This window comes from Polaribacter sejongensis (assembly GCF_038024065.1).
Taxonomy (GTDB): Bacteria; Bacteroidota; Bacteroidia; order Flavobacteriales; family Flavobacteriaceae; genus Polaribacter; species Polaribacter sejongensis.
In genome coordinates this window covers 1,377,741-1,395,945 of record NZ_CP150667.1, presented here as the reverse complement: position 1 = coordinate 1,395,945, position 18,205 = coordinate 1,377,741, and the positions used below count along the sequence as shown (strand labels likewise).

At 31.3% G+C, this 18,205-nt stretch carries 16 protein-coding genes; 6 read left to right on the top strand and 10 right to left on the bottom strand.

The window, feature by feature from the left end; all coding sequences use genetic code 11:
- Positions 1-344 precede the first annotated feature (344 nt).
- From WHD08_RS05820 to WHD08_RS05775, 10 genes are all read right to left on the bottom strand, one after another.
- Entirely contained in the window at positions 345-3,440 is a 3,096-nt protein-coding gene (locus tag WHD08_RS05820) for a hypothetical protein (RefSeq protein ID WP_208888872.1), read from the bottom strand.
- 1 nt (position 3,441) lies between these two features.
- Positions 3,442-4,293 (bottom strand): hypothetical protein, encoded by an 852-nt coding sequence (locus WHD08_RS05815; RefSeq protein WP_208888873.1) that lies wholly within the window; start codon positions 4,291-4,293, stop codon positions 3,442-3,444.
- On the bottom strand, positions 4,286-5,263 hold the full coding sequence (locus tag WHD08_RS05810; protein ID WP_208888874.1) for a TRAFAC clade GTPase domain-containing protein: 978 nt from the start codon (positions 5,261-5,263) through the stop codon (positions 4,286-4,288). The genes WHD08_RS05815 and WHD08_RS05810 overlap by 8 nt, the downstream gene beginning before the upstream one ends.
- Before the next feature lies 1 nt (position 5,264).
- The gene (locus WHD08_RS05805) at positions 5,265-6,533 is read right to left on the bottom strand and encodes a GTPase-associated system all-helical protein GASH (protein ID WP_208888875.1); all 1,269 of its coding nucleotides are present in this window, start codon (positions 6,531-6,533) and stop codon (positions 5,265-5,267) included.
- Between the two features lie 462 nt (positions 6,534-6,995).
- A complete protein-coding gene (locus WHD08_RS05800) occupies positions 6,996-7,415 on the bottom strand; it encodes a lipocalin family protein (protein WP_208888876.1) in 420 nt (139 codons plus the stop codon).
- Positions 7,416-7,900: 485 nt separating this feature from the next.
- Positions 7,901-8,605 (bottom strand): hypothetical protein, encoded by a 705-nt coding sequence (locus WHD08_RS05795; RefSeq protein ID WP_208888877.1) that lies wholly within the window; start codon positions 8,603-8,605, stop codon positions 7,901-7,903.
- Between the two features lie 835 nt (positions 8,606-9,440).
- Positions 9,441-10,370: a peptidylprolyl isomerase gene (locus tag WHD08_RS05790; RefSeq protein WP_208888878.1), complete on the bottom strand. Its 930-nt coding sequence runs from the start codon at positions 10,368-10,370 to the stop codon at positions 9,441-9,443.
- Between the two features lie 157 nt (positions 10,371-10,527).
- A complete protein-coding gene (locus tag WHD08_RS05785; RefSeq protein ID WP_244183239.1) occupies positions 10,528-12,120 on the bottom strand; it encodes a hypothetical protein in 1,593 nt (530 codons plus the stop codon).
- 2 nt (positions 12,121-12,122) lie between these two features.
- Positions 12,123-13,715 (bottom strand): peptide chain release factor 3, encoded by a 1,593-nt coding sequence (locus tag WHD08_RS05780; protein WP_208888879.1) that lies wholly within the window; start codon positions 13,713-13,715, stop codon positions 12,123-12,125.
- Positions 13,716-14,069: 354 nt separating this feature from the next.
- The gene (locus tag WHD08_RS05775) at positions 14,070-14,747 is read right to left on the bottom strand and encodes a peptidylprolyl isomerase (protein WP_208888880.1); all 678 of its coding nucleotides are present in this window, start codon (positions 14,745-14,747) and stop codon (positions 14,070-14,072) included.
- A gap of 122 nt (positions 14,748-14,869) precedes the next feature.
- Between WHD08_RS05775 and idi the strand changes: the two genes are divergently transcribed.
- Genes idi through WHD08_RS05745 form a run of 6 tightly spaced genes read left to right on the top strand, consistent with a single transcriptional unit; the run spans position 14,870 to position 18,171 of the window.
- Positions 14,870-15,388 carry an isopentenyl-diphosphate Delta-isomerase gene (gene idi / locus WHD08_RS05770; protein ID WP_165730263.1) on the top strand — a complete coding sequence of 173 codons (519 nt, stop codon included), beginning with the start codon at positions 14,870-14,872 and terminating at the stop codon, positions 15,386-15,388.
- A complete protein-coding gene (locus WHD08_RS05765) occupies positions 15,381-15,794 on the top strand; it encodes a 6-pyruvoyl trahydropterin synthase family protein (protein WP_208888881.1) in 414 nt (137 codons plus the stop codon). The genes idi and WHD08_RS05765 overlap by 8 nt, the downstream gene beginning before the upstream one ends.
- A 31-nt stretch (positions 15,795-15,825) precedes the next feature.
- Positions 15,826-16,557: a 3-deoxy-manno-octulosonate cytidylyltransferase gene (gene kdsB / locus WHD08_RS05760; protein WP_208888882.1), complete on the top strand. Its 732-nt coding sequence runs from the start codon at positions 15,826-15,828 to the stop codon at positions 16,555-16,557.
- A gap of 3 nt (positions 16,558-16,560) precedes the next feature.
- Complete coding sequence (locus WHD08_RS05755) at positions 16,561-17,259, top strand: HAD family hydrolase (protein WP_208888883.1); 699 nt, start codon at positions 16,561-16,563, stop codon at positions 17,257-17,259.
- Positions 17,256-17,882: a chloramphenicol acetyltransferase gene (locus WHD08_RS05750; protein ID WP_208888884.1), complete on the top strand. Its 627-nt coding sequence runs from the start codon at positions 17,256-17,258 to the stop codon at positions 17,880-17,882. Before WHD08_RS05755 ends, WHD08_RS05750 begins: the two co-directional genes overlap by 4 nt.
- Positions 17,883-17,910: 28 nt before the next feature.
- Positions 17,911-18,171 carry a hypothetical protein gene (locus WHD08_RS05745; RefSeq protein ID WP_165730272.1) on the top strand — a complete coding sequence of 87 codons (261 nt, stop codon included), beginning with the start codon at positions 17,911-17,913 and terminating at the stop codon, positions 18,169-18,171.
- Positions 18,172-18,205 lie beyond the last annotated feature (34 nt).

The window sequence follows — 18,205 nt, the reverse complement described above, 5'->3', positions numbered from 1 at the left end:
AGTTTAAGGGTGAGAATTACTAACGTTAAGTATATGAAATCGTTTGGCATTACGGAGCACTTACCTGTCAAACCGCTAGATGTTTTATTAAGTGTAACGACCTTAAAATTAGCACTATTTTCCAAATGTTTTATATACATTGTTGTATGCTGATCTTTGTTTATTATCAGTTAGTTAGCAATTTACTACAATCTAAATTTGTTCAATCGAAGCACTGCTGTTCCTGAAAAAAATAGTTTTTAGGGTTGGCAAAAAAAGCGGTGGCAGGCATACAAGCTCTTTTGCAATTTTTGGTTGCGCGTTGGCTAGTGTGAATTGCAAATGTGCTTGGCTGTGGGGGTTAGTTATTCCTGAGACTTATAAATTAACCAATAAGCGAATGCTGCAGAAGTGTCACATGCTAATTTCTTTGCATTGTCAGGCCGTCTATCAGAAATATCATCTCCTTTATTTTTATTGGGTTGCTCAATTATGTCAGAAATACCCCTAATAACACCAACAAGCATATTACTTGTTTCTCTACCTTGTCGAGTCGCAACTTTTGCAAAACCAAATCCTTCCATTTCAACAGCAGATGTATCATTATAATGTTTTGTTAGTATTTTACCAACCTCTGACTCATAGTGTTCAACAATTTGTTCTCCAGATGCAATTATTCCAAGGTCTGCTTTAACTTCAATATTCCAATCATTTTTAATCAAAGATTTCCAATCATCTTTTCTTCTTTCTCTTTTCGCAAGTTCCATTAATGTGTATGTTGAAGACGCTAAATCAGGGCGAGCCAAAAAAGAACCTTTTTCCGATTTGCCTGCTTCATAAGAATAAATCACTTTTGGGAAAATAACATCACCTATTGAGAAATCGTTTGGTTTTCTAGATCCAGCTATACCAACAAACAATAAGATATTTGGTGTGAAATATTGTATAGCCCTTTCGGTTTCTTGCGCTGCTATCGTGTTTTTGGCTCCGCACTCCCTAATGACAACTTTAGCTATTTCTTTATCGTGAATCTTAAAAATCCCAGCTTCATAAACTGTGTCATTTTGAACAACATCATCAATTTCTATTAAATGTGCACGAACTGCTTTGTATTCTTCTTGTATAGCTGTTAAAATTACAACTGTTGGTAATGATTTTATCATTTCTAATTCTGTTTGATATTTTGTTTTACTGAAACCTGATTCCAAAGAATTTTCAGGATATTTTTTATTCCAAAGACTGTCCCACCGAGTTACGCTAACTAAACTTTTACATTGTTCAAAAGCAGCTTTAAACGAATAGTTATATCTAGATTTATCATAAATATTTTTGGCGGTGTTTGTGTAATCTAATCTGTATACAAGAGAGCCTAGATTTATAGAGGCCGCTTCATTTACTGAACTTGAAAAACACTTAATATAATTAGCCAAGAAAAGATCTTTTAAATTTGGAAAAGACTCGTAGACTCTTATTACTGGTTCAATATTATCCCTATATGCACTAAGAAAGCTTGACATAAATATATCCGATGAAATATAATTTACTAATGGCTCTTCTATTGAATGGAACGAAATTTTACCCTTGATATATTGCGTAATAACTTCCTTTGACGTTTTCTCAATAAAGCTTTGTATATATATTGGAGAAATCTTATTCCAACATTCATCTCTTCGCCCATAATTAGAAATATCTGCAAATTCTGATTCTGAAATACTTTCAATTATTATATCTGGCACTGATTCATTTGAAGTGATTAAATCAAATATTGATTTTACAATTTCAATTTCTCTGCCTTCAATCCCATATGAAAAGTTTCTGGATAGTATTAAGGAAGCGGACCATATATTTAGCCAACATACTTTTTTAGGATCAATATTATTGAGTAAACTTTTATTCTTAGATATACGATTAGCTGTTTCGTGAATTAACTTGGTATTACAGCTAGAAAGAGTAATAGAAAGTAGTTGTTTATCATTTAGTTTTCCAATTAGATAGAGACCTCCAAAAGAGTTTTCTATTGTCAAATCAGTTTCTATTTTTAATTGTTTAATAATTGCCTCTTTAGGTTCTAAATATTTTAATAATATGTCTGCATGCAGTAATAACCATTTTCTTTGTTTAGAAATATTTTCAAGTTTTTTAATTGTTGATTCTTTTATTTCAGCTGGGAGAGTATCCCTTAAAAAGGATTCACATTCAAGTGATTTAGGTAAAATTTGGAATATATTTTCAATTATCTTATCTGTCTGATTTACTAATTTCCATAAAACTTCAATTGTTGATATCGAACACGTTGTAAAAACACTTTTCAAAGTATCCTTAATAGTGTCATGCCACCAATTCTTTTTTGTTTCATAAAATCCAAGGTCAATTAGTTCAGACAAGTTTGAAATATCAATATTCGGATTAATAAATTCCAACTTGATAAATTCTGAAAAGACTTTACACATTCCATTCTCTCCATTTTCAAAGGCTTTCCAATTAATATTTCTTAAAGCTTTAAAATTCTTTTCTATACCTAATTTAATCAATTCGTTTAGGCGATCAATAAACTTGTTTTTGATAGTAGCCCCATCGTTCATTGATGGTGATACTATTGATAACATACGAATATTTTGTCGTATAATATCCGCATTGTCGATAGTCGTAATTTTGTTATAATCACCAAATACTTTATCTAATTGACCGTAGTTTGAAAAGTTACTTTGATCTACATTCAAATCTATAAGGAATGTATAAAATGGATTTTTATCTTTTGACCCTAAAAAAAGAGCTTCTGAATGTGAGGTGATTTTAATCAGTTTATTGTTCTCTGCGTCAATGATAGTTTTATGTAACCATTTGGAATGTAAATCTTTCTGAACTGAGACAATAGTAAGATCCTTTACACCTTCAATATCAGATGGTGAAAAACTTGCTCTATATCTAATTTTCTTCCTGAGTTCTATATTTGGAGCATTCCAAATTTGTTGTATAATATTCTCAAATGATTGTTCATCACCTGTAAACAGAATTGGCAATTTGCCAACTAATAAAGTGCTTATACAATCTTTAATATATAATGGATGTAATTTATTGTTTGAAGAAACGACTTGTGGTGAAAGATTAAATTCAACATCATTTAATACTTCTCTACTTTCAGGTACAATCTCTATGAAATTGCAAAAGATGTCATTTAAATTATTAATAGAATTTATACTATCTAAATTTATAATTAGAGCATGAGTGAAAACCATTCCTGATCGCGTAGCATAAGGATCTGTAAAGGTTTTCGTGAAAATATAATAATTTGACCACGCTGTGCCTGAAAAATAAGCTTGCAAAGCTACACCTGGAGGTAATGCCGCTGGTCTATCTGTAAATGAAATAAGAAACGAAGTTAAATCAGAGTTAATCAAAGATTGATTTATGCAGGCATGACCTCTATTTACTTCTCCGTAAAATGCTTGATGTATAATCATATTATTTACCTATAAACCTTGGAATTGAAAGAGTCAAATCTTTTTCTGCTTTCCCTTTTTCATTAATAATAAATCCGAAATCAATAGGTGTTCTATCAATATAATCATCATCAGGATTATCTGTCAATGTTTTTTCAGTTGATGATAAACCTAAAATTGAAAGAGAGTTCTCATCCCAATTATTACTAACAAAATCCCATAAAAAAGGTAATCGTTCTTTTAATATCTGAGATGGGATAGCTGTTTCTTTAATTTCCAACAAGTCCCAACACGAAAGTATAATGGTAAGGTTTGGCTGAGATATTTTCCGTAATGAAGGAACCCCTTTGATATAAATAAGTGTTTGTAGTAATTCAACGAAATGGGCTGCATCTGAGATTTTTACTGGAGGTGTTGATGATTGTCTTTTTTGAATTTCATCGGGACTTGGGATCCCTCTGTTAACCAAATCTTCTAGAACTTCAATTTCATCTAACCTTACAAATAAAATCCAAGAGTTACTTGTGTCAATATATTCCTTCCACAAATCATTTACTCTTCTATTATCAACTATCATTTTTACTTGCTCACCAGCATAATCTGGAAAGGAAAAAATAACGGAATTCCCATTATTGTCTTCAGATTTTAATTGTATTGTTCTATTTGCTGATGATTCTGTATGTCCAGCTCTCTTGCCTTCGGCAAGTTTTGTCAGAACATCTTCAAATATCGTTAAGTCAGTAGGTCTATTATTTGAGGCAATTTTATATTCAAACTGTCTGCTATTAAGCCTGCCATACAGCTGACCTCCAAAATGAGTTTTACCTGCATTTGGGCCACCAATTATTAGTATGTTATCAATTGATTTATTCATTTATAGCTCTTTTAGAAAGAAACATATCTTCGGGTTTATGCGAGAGTATTCGAGGTATCTGGTTTTTATTGTTGTGTAACTTTTCAATAAGCCAGTCTATAGAATTGCAGATGTTTTGATGAAATAACTCATCTTCACCCGCTTTTACACTTGTCTCATATTCTGCAAAATACTTTATTTGATTTTGCTTAAAGTGAGAACGGATTTGATTTTTTGTTTCAACAGGTATAGTAATGTCTGATTTAGACCAAATTAACTCAAAAGGTCTGTTTCCTAAATTTTCCATAATCCTATCTGCAACAGAATTTATCTGTTGCTTCGCAATCCCGCGTTTTGAATTAGTAGGAGTAAGCATCTCGCAATCTGCAAAAAGTAAAAAAGCATCGCAATTATCATGAATCCATTTAGCACCTTTTGCATTTTCGTTATTCACATTTATTCTCCAGTGGTCAAACCATTCACCGGGTGCGTCTGTAAACACCAAGTCAATTTTTTCACCTTCATTATTTTTAAGTGCAATATGCAATAAGCCTGGTAACCTTCCTGCATTATTAGAGGTGTGTGGCGGGAATTGAATATTTCCGTTATTCTTCCAACTTAAGTACCATGCAATATTTTCCCAACCTATAAGTGTTAATGATCCAGCAAAACTATAGTTACCAATGCTTTCACCATTTCTTAAAAGACAATATAATGATGCAAGGAAAGTTGTTTTGCCAGCACTTGCAACCCCAGTAATTCCAATAAAAATTGGTTTTGATGAAGCAGTCAAATAATTTAAATCAGTCAATCCAAATGAATTTCCAGTCCATGGAATTCTATAATAATTGTCTTCATCAACTTTTTCAACATCTTCAGTAGTGGATTCTTCGGAAATATAATTCTTACAATCCTTTACATTTGAACAACCTTCCACATTACAACCTATTTCATCAGGAAAGCATGATGGTTCTTTACATCTTCCTGCCATTTTATTCTGTAATTAGTCGTTGTGTTAATAAATCATGTAGGATTGCAACAGCTATCTCACTAATATCACTTTCATCTTTATCTTCAATCCCAGTTCTATTTTTAAATTCCTTTATATTAGTTCTGTCATTTAATAAAAGAGCAATGAAATCAGTTATTGATATTCGACCTTCTTCCTCGTTTAACTCAGGGAAAAATGGTTTTAAAACATCTTTAACTCCTTTCTTTGTAATTTCAGTTAAAAAGACTACAAACTTCACTTTGTTCTCTTTCCTTTCATCTAACAAAAACAATGTATCCCTCAAGAGATAATCAACACTAATCGGGGTTACTTCTGGTATTTGATTATTTAAATCAGTACTCATAACTATTGGAAGTAAGTACTTGTCCAAACCTCTATAACTTGTTCTAAGTGATGAAGAATAAAGAGTTTCCTTCCACCATAAAAGTTTACTTCTTCGTTCAACAGATGTTAATGAAGTGAAAGAAGTTTTTAGACTTACATCTAAGCTCTTTTTAAATGCAGCAAAAAATTTATTTATTGGGGTTTCAATGGAATCAGCAGACAGTGAACCTGTAAGCTGGGTCATTGCACTATCAAAAGCAGTTGCAATTCCTTCTGTAGCCAAATCAGCAAAATGAACTCCCCATTGACTGCTTCCTCCATGGTTTTGAGCAGTATGACCACTAGGATCATTATTAATTGCTTCTCTTAATTTTGGTTGAAGTTTTTCAGTATCAATCTTTGCTTTACCTAACTTAATGTCATTAAGTTTTAAAGTACTTAATTTTAATTTGGGTTCCTCTTCAACAAAAGACCATTCCTCAACAGCATTAATTTCTGCTATATCTCCAAGTTTAATTATTAAGCGATCAACAATACTTTTTTCTTTATTTAATTTGACATATGGATAAAGATTTAGTGCGGACAAATAAATAATTCTAGCTGCCAGTGGGTCATCAATTCCAACATTGTTAATTGCATTTAAAATTACTCCTCTTAAAATATTCCTTGGCATTTCAGCGTATTTACTCCTTAATGTTTCCCAATGAACTATTACAATTTTTTCTGTCTCCAATAAAGCAGGTTCAGTATCCGAAATATTTGGATCGATTGCAACTAAGGTATATTTAGGAAGCAGAGAATAATCTTCTTCAAACTGCTTTTGTAAGTCTGCAATTGATTTTTTTAATTTTTCAAGTCTATCATCACTGTCTCCAATTTCAAAGAGGCCTGTTTTTAGAAATGATTGTAAAAATTCATTGTTCATTTTATTAATTTTTTAGATGTTTATCATTATAGTTACGAGTATGGAGCGTTGGCGAAAATTGCACTCTTTTGAAAATTTTGGTTTGTGGGTCGGCTTGTGCGATTTGCAAATGTGTGCAATGTGTGAGGGCTTCCCTAACTGTCTCGAAGGGAAGAAGCGGGTGGGCAAAACTATTTTTTTCTTGCACCAACATCCAATCAATGAGCTAATATTTTCTATCCGTTTTTTCAAATTTATTATAAAATTATTTCAATGTAAGCTTCGGTCTTCGCCTTGCATACAACGTTGTTGTATAAGCTTTGTTGCGTTGTTTAAGGAGTGAATTTAGTAAATAAAGTACGAACGGCGAAATTCCGGAGGAATTTTCCAAGTGAGCCAAAACCAGCAATAAAGTTTATACGGTGTTGTAAACAGTTTTATGCTTTTACGTCAATTTTATTTTCAGATTTTATATTTTTTTCTTTAAAAACCGCTTTCAAATGGTTCGTAAATTATTTTTGTAATCCCGTTCGGATTTAGCATTGATATATTATTTCCTACTTTTATTATCGTGTATATTTTTCCTTGTTCATTCCTATCTCCGATTCTATATTTATTATTTCCTAAATATTCCCACTCAATACTACTAAAACTAATAGTATAACATTCGTCTGGATAATTAGTTGATTCTATTCTTCCGCCAGAGAATTCATTATTAGATTTGAATAATATGTATTGATGTTGTAAACAAACAGGTAATTCTACACTTTCGTTATTTTCAGACATTTCTATCGCTCTCCATTCTCCAATTACAAAATTGAAAGAATCATCATCATCGCTTGAACAGGATGATAAAATCATAATTATTATTGAAATTCCGTAAAATAATTTTAAATTTTTCATTGTTAATTTATTGAGTACAGCGATTTTCGTTTTAATTGTTTACAACTTCTTTATATACTAACTTTAACTACGGATATCCATCATTTAAAGAGGGATATACATAGTAATATTTTTTATTTTTTGGGAAAATTCTTTCATAGCAAAGGGGAAGAATTTGGCAATATAAATGTACAATAAATAACAAGTGTATGTTATTTAAATGTTTAAACATTTATTTTAACTTATTAACAAAGGTTTATAGGGGAGCAATCTCAAAAAAAAAGATTTCAGTAATCACTTTAAAATTGATTTCATACAAGAGAAGTGTGTCTTAGATTTAAAGATTCTTTAACATAGAGAAAGCTCTCTGAGTTCAGAGAGCTTTTTGTAACGTGTTTAAACACCTAGTTTAGTAAATAAAAACTGAATAGAAAATCCGAGAGGATTTTCGTAAGTATGAGAGAACCAGCCATTAATTATACACGGTGTTAGCAAAAGTATTTTATTTACTCTTCTTTTTTCAGCCTTTTCATTATCAATTTCACGATTTTTGGGTCTTTATGAATTCCAACAACTAAATTTTCTCCTGTTATTACTCTATTTCCAGTTGCGTCTTTTGAAAAGTCAATATCAAATTGAGAATTGATTTGTTCAATTACTTCAGAGTCTAAATCAATTGATTGATTTGAAGAATTCACTAATGTGAAACTGATGTTTGCACTTAAAGTTGATGTAATTACGTCAAAGTGTGTTCCATCGTCCATAAAGTCGGTTATTTGTTCATTCAATTCTGAATCGTTCTTTAGCTCGCTTTTTACAGCACTATAAATAGTACTTTTTTGAATTACAGTTGTTTTCGTATTTGTAAATTCAACTTTTACATTTTCAGAACTTGCAAAATCATATTTTCCTTTCAATATGTTTGATATTTCTGCAGACAAAGTTCTTTTTATTTCTTTAGTTTGATTTGAAGAAATGTTCCAACCTGGTGAGCTATTTACTTGGTCCCAATTAATTGATGGTTGATGTGTAATTTCCACTTTTTTTGGTTTTGAATACACTTCAACAATTTGTCCGGGTTTAAAATTGTTACTCGGAAAAGGAAGTTCAACAAATCCTGTTTGTTCTGTTAATCCAATATTTTTAGTCGAAGAACAAGAGTTGATAATTAATAATAGTCCTAAAATTGCAATTGGTAATATTTTTTTCATAATATATTGGTTTTGGGTTGTTTATATTTTTGCTAACTTCCTTATACGCTAAATTTAATTACGGATACCCTTCATTTAATGAAAAATATACTCAATAATAAGTTTAAATTTTAAGGGAAAATTCTTTCATAGTAAATGGGAAGAATTTGATGCTTTTTATTTATAATAAATTACTTATAAATTATTGTTATGTGTAACGGTTATAAGTGTTGTAGCTATTTTTTTATTCAATTATATTTTCAAGATTAGTTACACAGTTTTGTAAAAAAGAAACTTCAGTTGATATTAAAATTATTGAAAAAAGTAGTATTAAGTTTTTCATTTTAGTTGGTTTTAGTTGGTTTCAAGTTATAACCTTTGTTTCTAAAAGTCAATACCTACTTATAGGTATATTTGGTTGTTCAGGTGTTTTCTTAAATTATTGTCAATTTCTTTATATACTATTATTAATTACGCACACCCTCCTTTAATGGAAGATATACTCAATAATCAGTTTAATTTTTAGGGGAAATTCTTTCATAGCAAATGGGAAGAATTTGATGCTTTGAATTTACAATAAATATTGAGGTTATTCTATTTTTTTTTGTAAAATATTGATTTTTAGTTGTCAACGGAAGCTGTATAGGGTATCAACTATAAAAAAACGAGTTTCAGAAATTTCTCTTAAGATGCTTTATTAGTAGGTGCTACTTGTTTTATAATTTTAGCAATCATTTTAAAATTCATTTGGTGTTAGAGCAGTAAATCTTAGATTTTAGTACTCTTTTTACATAGAAAAAGCTCCCTGAAATCAGAGAGCTTTTTGTACTTATATAACTTGTAAAGAAGAGTATTCTTATTTTACAGCCATTAATTCTACATCAAATATAAGTGTTGCATCTGGTGGAATAACTCCTCCTGCACCTGCAGAACCATACGCTAAGTTAGAAGGGATTACAAAACGAGCTTTGTCACCCACTTGTAATAATTGAATTCCTTCATCCCAACCAGAAATAACCTGACCTACACCAACATTAAAATCGATTGGTTCTTTTCTCTTATAAGAAGAATCAAAAACAGTACCGTCTAATAATTGACCTTTGTAGTGCACAGAAACTCCAGCACCTTTAGTAGCTTTTTTTCCTGTTCCTTTTTGTAAAATTTGGTAACGTAAACCACTTGCAGTTTCATCATAACCAGCAGCAACTGTATCTAACAATGCTTTTTGTTTTGCTATTTCTGCAGCTTCACGCTTTTCTCTAGATCCTTCAAAAGTTCTAAAAGCTTCAACAGCATTAAAAGCTTCTGCTTCTGCACCAACTTTAATAATTTCTACAGTCATATCATCTCCTTGAGCAATTGCATCAACAACATCTTGACCTTTAATTACAGAACCAAAAACAGTATGTTTACCGTCTAACCATGGAGTAGGAACGTGGGTAATATAAAACTGACTTCCGTTTGTTGCTGGACCAGAGTTTGCCATTGCTAATTTTCCTGGAGCATCATGTTTTAAATCTGGGTGAAATTCATCATCAAATTTATAACCTGGGTTACCAGTTCCTGTTCCTTGTGGACAACCACCTTGTACCATAAATTCTGGAATTACTCTGTGGAATTTTAATCCATCATAATAAGGAGTTCCTTGCTCTTTTACAGCATTTTCTAAATTTCCTTCTGTTAAAGCAACAAAATTACCAACAGTTCCAGGAGCTTTTTCGTGTTCTAATTGTACTAAAATCTCACCTTTTGGAGTGGTGAATTTTGCATAAATTCCGTTATTCATAATCTTTTAATTTACTTTTTTGTTTTCTCGAGCGCAGTCGAGATGTTTTATTCATTTAATAGTTCTCGACTGCGCTCGAACTGACATTACTAATAACCTTGAAATGCATCAAGATTTTATTGTTATTGATAGGTTTCTGAAACAAATTCAGAATACATTATTTTTTAGTATTTAAAATTGATAAACCATAGGTAAAACCAATGTTTAAATTTGTTGAGTTTACGTTACCATTAGGAGACCACATTTGTCCGCCAGAAGCTGTAAACGAAAAGTTATCGTTTAAATGATAATTAATACCTGCGGTAGGTCTTACTAATACACCTTCGCCAGAATCTACACCACCGCCACCTGCTACACCTGCTGCAGCTTCTGCAAATAATGAAAAATTATCATTTAAAAATTTATTTGATTTTATTCCTAATCCAAAAATTCCATGAGCATAGCCACCTGCACCACCTAAATAAGCAAAAGAAGCTTCTCCAGCTATATAAAAACGATGGTTTAGATCGTAATTAACTTTTAATGCTATTAACTCTAAATCATGTTCTTTATATGATCTATCAAGAATGGCAACATCAAAATAAGTTTGATTTTGCACACCAATTTGTATTCCTTGGGTATTTATATATTTAATTTTTTCTGCTGTATAAGGATCTTTTATTCCGCCGCTTAACCCATAATATTTTAAACTAAAACCGGCTGTATATGCTTCAAAAGTACCACTAACAGATTTATGATAACCACCATGAAGACCTAATCCAAAATTTTTGGTAACTTTTACATCTGCACCCACACTTGGGTACATGGTTAAACCACCTTCAGGGAAAATTCTACCTCCTGCAGCACCAATTCCTGCTTTGGCAAAAAAGTTTACATATTCTGTTTCTACAAAGTTTTTACCAATACCGAAAAAAACATCCATAAAACCAGCTCTTAAACCACCATACATAGCGTCTACATGTGCGTATACAAAGGTGTCTTTGTTTAAATAACGTTGGTACTCAAAACCTAAAAGACTTAATGTTTGGGTAAGTGGAGTGGTGTTATTAAAGTTTCCAATACCATCGTTTCTTGAAGATCCTATTGGAAAAAGATAATCAAAAGTAATTTGTTGTACACTTTTTACAGCAGGTTTCTTCCAAACTTTATCTTTCGTTTCATCGTTAACTGTAAAAGATTTTTGAGCATGTTTGTAAGATGCAGTTCTTAACGAGGTTGGTATTTCTACAAAAAAGGAAATATTATCTCCTTTTTGAATTCCAGTAAAAAAGTTTACATACCCATATTGCAAACCGAATGCATATCCGTTATTTTTATATTGTAAACCTACATTTGGGTAGATAATTCCACCGCCATCAACTAAGCTTCTAAAACCACCACCGCCTCCTACATGCACGTTGGCATCGAAGTATAAGTTTTTATAAAGTTGGGTATTTACCCCTAAATTTACTCCTAAAGTAAATAAACCACCTTGATCTCCATATACTGCTCCGTGAAAACCAGCACCAGTATATAACCAATCATTTAAAGGAAAATTATAATTTAATCCAAATAAACCCATTCTTGGTTGAAGTGTGTAGGTGCTACCATCTCCGTAATCGTATGTTTTATTGGGTTGGTCTATTAAAATATAATTTAAACGAATAGAATTGTGTAATTCTTTAGGTTTAAAATCTGATAAATCATAAGTCTGTGAAACTCCATTAAAACTGAGAGTTGCTAGCAGTAAAAAAAGAAATTTCTTTATCATAATTATTTTTTAAATTCACTTGTAAAATGCAACTTTACCGTTGGATATTTACTTTGTGTCATTTGTATAGTAAATTCAGAATCTGCTAAAAACACTAACTGACCTTGTTTGTCTTTTGCTAAATAACGTTGTTTAACACGTTTGAATTCTTTAAATTCATCATTCTTAATATCTTCTGGTTCTACCCAACACGCTTTGTGAACACTTAAATTTTCGTAAGAACATTTTGCTCCATATTCGTGTTCTAGTCTGTATTGAATAACCTCATATTGTAAAGCACCAACAGTTCCAATTACTTTTCTACCATTCATATCTAAAGTAAATAGCTGCGCTACACCTTCATCCATTAATTGATCTAAACCTTTATATAATTGTTTAGATTTCATTGGGTCTGCGTTGTTTACGTAACGGAAATGTTCTGGAGAGAAACTAGGAATTCCTTTAAAATTCAATTCTTCTCCTTCAGTTAAAGTATCTCCAATCTTAAAGTTACCGGTATCATGGATTCCTACAATATCACCAGGAAAAGATTCTTCTACAATTTCTTTTTTCTCTGCAAAAAATGCATTCGGACTAGAAAACTTAACTTTTTTACCATTTCTAACATGTAAATAAGGTGCATTTCTTTTAAAAGTTCCCGATACAATTTTAATAAAAGCCAATCTATCTCTGTGTTTTGGATCCATGTTTGCATGGATTTTAAACACAAAACCAGTCATTTTTTTCTCTTTAGAATCTACTAAACGCTCTTCTGCTTTTTTAGGTTGTGGAGCAGGAGCAATTTCAATAAATGCATCCAACAATTCTTTTACTCCAAAGTTATTTAAAGCAGAACCAAAAAATACAGGTTGGAGCGAACCGCTCAGGTACTCTTCTCTGTCAAAATCGGGGTAAACCTCGCTTATCAATTCTATTTCTTCACGTAAAGTATCTGCGGCTTTTTTACCAACTATTTTGTCTAGTTCTGGGTTTGATAAATCATCAAACTCAACACCTTCGGAAATAGAAGTTTTGTTATCACCAGAAAAAAGATTTAATTTCTTTTCCCAAATATTATAAATCCCCTTAAAGTCATATCCCATTCCTATTGGGAAACTCATTGGAGTAACACGCAAACCTAATTTTTGCTCAACTTCATCTAATAAATCAAAGGCATCTTTTCCTTCTCTATCCAACTTGTTGATAAAAACCAACATTGGTATGCTTCTCATTCTACAAACTTCCACCAATTTCTCGGTTTGCGGTTCCACACCTTTTGCAACATCAATTACCACAATAACACTATCTACGGCAGTTAAAGTTCTAAAAGTATCCTCAGCAAAATCCTTGTGACCAGGAGTATCTAAAATGTTTATTTTTTTATCTTGATAAATGAAAGCTAGAACAGAAGTAGCAACAGAAATACCACGCTGACGTTCAATTTCCATAAAATCGGAAGTGGCTCCCTTTTTAATCTTATTATTTTTTACAGCACCAGCTTCTTGAATTGCGCCACCAAAAAGTAGTAATTTTTCTGTTAATGTGGTTTTACCAGCATCCGGGTGCGATATAATACCAAAAGTTCTTCTACGTGCTATCTCTTCTAAAAATGTCATCTACAAAATTTGAGGTGCAAAGATAGGGTTTATTCTATAATTTTTTTAGTGATTTTAATCGCAGATCGATAGCTAAGGATTCAATTCTCTTAGGTTTGTTTCTAAATGAAAAATATTTGCTTTAGAAGTATGTCTAGTATCCTTGATAAAACGTTGTTGATTGGTGATAATAAGAAAAAAAGACACCTTTTTTACAGGCTTTTATTGAGTTTTTCTTTTAACGGACAAAGCACTTAAAAATAGTTATTTGACAAAGTCTTGTTTCTTGTGTCTTTTAGTGCAGCGGTCTTGAGTCCTTTCTTGCTAGACACTATATAGTATCATTTCTTAACAATTCTCTATGGAATAGCTCTTTTATTCTATAATCTCGATGTGCATTTTTACATCATCAAGAGGCCATTCATCTACGCCAACTTCTACTTTAGACATTTTTGTCATGGTATCAAAACCAGAAATGACTTCACCAAAAACAGTATGTTCATTATCTAAATGATGAGCACCTCTTTTACTTTGAACGATATAAAACTCAAAAGGACTTGATAATTTATTAGGGTTATTGTCCCATTGTCTGGCAGCGGCCAATGCACCATATTTATGTTTTCTGTTATTTCTAAATTCGGGTTCTAACAGATAGTTCCCATATTTTCTGCGTTCTCTCTGGGTGTACATTTCATCAGAATTACCACCTTGTAGCACAAAGTTTTTAGCAATTCTATAAAAAACAGTAGTGTTAAAATATTTTATTTTGGTTAAGAAAATAAAATTTGCTCTGTGAATTGGTACATCTTCAAACAAACGCAATTTTATTTTACCAAAATCGGTTGTAATTTCTACAATGGTTTCTGGGTTTTGTTTGCCAAATACGGTTAAAAAAGCCTCTGTATTTTCGCTATTTAGGCTATCCCATGCTTTTACAGCCTTCTCTTCTAGTTTATTTTTATTAGTTTGTTTTTCTACAGGTTTCTTTTCATCTTTACATTGATAAAATGCAATTATGGCAACTATAAAAAAGGCTTTTAAGAAAATTTTCATGAAACAAATTGGGCGTTAAGAATTACAAATATATGTTATCAAAATAAAAGAATAAAAAACTCTTATAGGTTTTGTAATTATTTTATGATTTAATACTCATTGATTTTCTTATTTTTGCGAATATGGAAGAACAAGTAGTTTTAGTAGATGAAAAAGACAATCCGATTGGATTGATGGCAAAAATGGAAGCGCATGAAAAAGCAGTATTGCATAGAGCTTTCTCAGTGTTTGTTTTTAATGATAAAGGAGAATTAATGCTGCAACAAAGAGCTGCACACAAATACCATTCGCCTTTATTATGGACAAATACCTGTTGTTCTCATCAAAGAGATGGAGAAACAAATTTAGCTGCAGGTAAACGAAGATTAATGGAAGAAATGGGATTTGTTACGGAGATAAAGGAAGTTTTTTCGTTTATGTACAAAGCACCTTTTGATAACGGTTTAACAGAGCATGAATTCGATCATGTGATGGTTGGTTATTATAACGATGCTCCCAAAATAAATAAAGAAGAAGTAGAAGCTTATAAGTGGATGACTTTACTTGATGTTAAAAAAGACATGGAGAACAATCCAAATGAATATACAGAGTGGTTTAAAATTATTTTTGATAAATCTTTTGAAAAATTAAAAAATGCCTAAAGTAAAAGTTTATAGAAGAGCACATTTTAATGCGGCACACAGACTATTTAATTCAGAGTGGTCGGATGAGAAAAATGCAGAAGTATTTGGTAAATGCAGCAACCCAAACTATCATGGTCATAATTATGAAATGATTGTGGCGTTGTTTGGTGAAGTAGATCCTATTACTGGTTTTGTATATGATCTAGGCTTGTTAAGAGAATTGATTAAAGAAGAAATAGAAGAGCCTTTTGATCATAAAAACTTAAATATTGAAGTTCCAGAATTTAAAAACTTAAATCCAACTGCAGAAAACATCTCAATAATTATTTATAACAAATTAAGAGCTCACATACCTGCAAACTTAGAAATAGAAGTAACTTTATACGAAACACGAAGAAACTTTGTACGTTATTCTGGAGAGTAATCATTTTACAAGTACCTTTTAAATATAATTTATGAAAATAATTGCCATGATTCCTGCACGATATAGTGCATCTCGTTTCCCTGGAAAGTTAATGAAAGATTTAGGAGGGAAATCTGTTATTTTAAGAACGTATGAAGCCGCTTTGCATACCAATTTATTTGATGATGTTTTTATTGTAACAGATTCTGATATTATTTTTGAAACCATAGAAAAAGCAGGCGGAAAAGCAATTATGAGTACCAAAGAACACGAATGTGGTTCTGATAGAATTGCCGAAGCAGTAGAAAATATCGAAGCAGATATTGTAATTAATGTACAAGGTGATGAACCTTTTATAGATGAAGTTTCGCTTTCTAAATTAATTGATGTCTTTAAAAAAGACGATAAAAAAGAGATTGATTTAGCTTCTTTAAAAGTACAAATTACCAATAAAGAAGATATCGAAAACCCTAATAATGTGAAGGTTATTACGGATGTGGATAATTTGGCAATTTACTTCTCTAGAAGCGTAATTCCGTTTCATAGAGATAAAGATATTGCTGTTAAGTATTATAAACACAAAGGCGTGTATGCTTTTAGAAAGCAAGCGTTAATAGATTTTTACAATACGCCAATGACTCCATTGGAAGCTGCAGAAAAAATAGAAGCCATTAGATACCAGGAAATTGGTAAAAAAATTAAAATGGTAGAAACAGATGTAGAAGCTGTAGGTATAGACACTCCGGAAGATTTAGAAAAAGCGATTCAATTTTTAAAATTATAAATCATGAAAATAAGTAACAACATAAAGGTAATTGCTTTTGATGCGGATGATACTTTGTGGGTAAACGAAACTTATTTTAGAGATGCAGAACATCAATTTGCAAAATTATTAGCAAAGTACGAGACAGAAAATAAAATAGACCAAGAGCTTTTTAAGAAAGAGATTAAAAACTTAGCCTATTATGGTTATGGCGTAAAAGGTTTTATTTTATCTATGGTAGAATGTGCTTTAGAGCTTTCTAATTATAACGTAAATCAAAAAACAATAGCCGCCATTTTAGATATCGGTAAAGATATGCTAGATAAGCCTATAGAATTGCTAGATGGAGTAGAAGAGGTGTTGCAATCTCTACAAGGTAAATATAAATTGATTGTTGCTACCAAAGGAGATTTGTTAGATCAAGAAAGAAAGTTGGAGAAATCTAATTTGCTAAAACATTTTCATCACATAGAAGTGATGAGTGATAAGAAGGCGAAAGATTACAAGAAATTAATAAAGCGTTTAGATATAAAGCCATCAGAATTTTTGATGATTGGTAATTCGTTAAAATCAGATGTTTTACCATTAGTTGCTTTAGGTGCATCTGCAATTCATGTTCCTTTTCATACCACTTGGGTTCATGAAGAAGTGAGTGATCAAGAAAAATCTGATTCAGATTACAAAACAGTTGCTAACATTAAAGACATCGTTCCCTTTTTATGAAGTATTTAGATATTGAAAACTGGAATAGAAAACAACATTACGAACATTTTAGAAATTTAGAAGATCCTTTTTTTGGAGTGACGGTTAATGTTGATGTTACTGCGCTATACAAAAGATCTAAGTTAGAAAAGAAATCTTTCTTTGCCATGTATTTGCATGCTTGTTTGGTAGCGTTAAACAGCATAGAAAATTTTAAGTACAGAATACAAGATGATAAAGTTTTTATCTGTGATACAATTCATGCTTCGGCAACCATTGCAAGAGAAGACTATACTTTTGGTTTTTCTTTTATTCATTATGTAGAAGATTTAGAAATATTCAATAAGAACTTTTTAGAGGAGAAAGAGAGAATTTTAAATTCTACAGATTTATTTCCTCCAATAGTGTCAGATAGTTGTATTTATTGTTCGGCTTTACCTTGGTTTACATTTACGAGTCAAAAAGAACCCGTTTCTGGAGTTAAAAATGAAAGTATACCAAAGTTATCTTTTGGTAAAACTTATCAAGAAAACGATAGAATAATGATGCCTGTAGCTATTGCTGCAAACCATGCATTAGTAGACGGATATCATATTGGTTTATTTTTTGAAGAATATCAGAAACAATTAGATAAAAACACCTAACTTTGCAAAATTAAATTTTAAAGAAGTTATGGCAAGTATAAAAAACTTAAAAAAAGATATCAATTACGTTTTAGGTGATGTTATCGAATATGCATTAGATGTTTCAATCTTAAAAAATGCACCAGAAAAAGGAGAAGCGATTATTGATGAAGCTATCGAAACGTTTGACACTTTAGTTGCTAAAGTTAACAACAGTAAGGTAGAAAACAAAAAAGCGCACTTTAAAGCGATCAACCTAGAATTAGAAGAAAAAGCGAAAGGATTAGTTGAAAAGATTAATACATTATAATCTTAACAATTTTTTAAGCATAATTTAAGACCAT

Excerpts from the sequence above, each read along its gene's own strand:
- WHD08_RS05750 (WP_208888884.1), top strand. The coding sequence starts at position 17,256 with ATGAAGTATTTAGATATTGAAAACTGGAATAGAAAACAACATTACGAA.
- WHD08_RS05765 (WP_208888881.1), top strand. The coding sequence starts at position 15,381 with ATGCCTAAAGTAAAAGTTTATAGAAGAGCACATTTTAATGCGGCACAC.
- WHD08_RS05745 (WP_165730272.1), top strand. The coding sequence starts at position 17,911 with ATGGCAAGTATAAAAAACTTAAAAAAAGATATCAATTACGTTTTAGGT.
- WHD08_RS05755 (WP_208888883.1), top strand. The coding sequence starts at position 16,561 with ATGAAAATAAGTAACAACATAAAGGTAATTGCTTTTGATGCGGATGAT.
- WHD08_RS05815 (WP_208888873.1), bottom strand. The coding sequence starts at position 4,293 with ATGAATAAATCAATTGATAACATACTAATAATTGGTGGCCCAAATGCA.
- idi (WP_165730263.1), top strand. The coding sequence starts at position 14,870 with ATGGAAGAACAAGTAGTTTTAGTAGATGAAAAAGACAATCCGATTGGA.
- WHD08_RS05785 (WP_244183239.1), bottom strand. The coding sequence starts at position 12,120 with ATGATAAAGAAATTTCTTTTTTTACTGCTAGCAACTCTCAGTTTTAAT.
- WHD08_RS05790 (WP_208888878.1), bottom strand. The coding sequence starts at position 10,370 with ATGAATAACGGAATTTATGCAAAATTCACCACTCCAAAAGGTGAGATT.
- WHD08_RS05775 (WP_208888880.1), bottom strand. The coding sequence starts at position 14,747 with ATGAAAATTTTCTTAAAAGCCTTTTTTATAGTTGCCATAATTGCATTT.
- WHD08_RS05805 (WP_208888875.1), bottom strand. The coding sequence starts at position 6,533 with ATGAACAATGAATTTTTACAATCATTTCTAAAAACAGGCCTCTTTGAA.
- WHD08_RS05820 (WP_208888872.1), bottom strand. The coding sequence starts at position 3,440 with ATGATTATACATCAAGCATTTTACGGAGAAGTAAATAGAGGTCATGCC.
- WHD08_RS05800 (WP_208888876.1), bottom strand. The coding sequence starts at position 7,415 with ATGAAAAATTTAAAATTATTTTACGGAATTTCAATAATAATTATGATT.
- kdsB (WP_208888882.1), top strand. The coding sequence starts at position 15,826 with ATGAAAATAATTGCCATGATTCCTGCACGATATAGTGCATCTCGTTTC.
- WHD08_RS05780 (WP_208888879.1), bottom strand. The coding sequence starts at position 13,715 with ATGACATTTTTAGAAGAGATAGCACGTAGAAGAACTTTTGGTATTATA.
- WHD08_RS05795 (WP_208888877.1), bottom strand. The coding sequence starts at position 8,605 with ATGAAAAAAATATTACCAATTGCAATTTTAGGACTATTATTAATTATC.
- WHD08_RS05810 (WP_208888874.1), bottom strand. The coding sequence starts at position 5,263 with ATGGCAGGAAGATGTAAAGAACCATCATGCTTTCCTGATGAAATAGGT.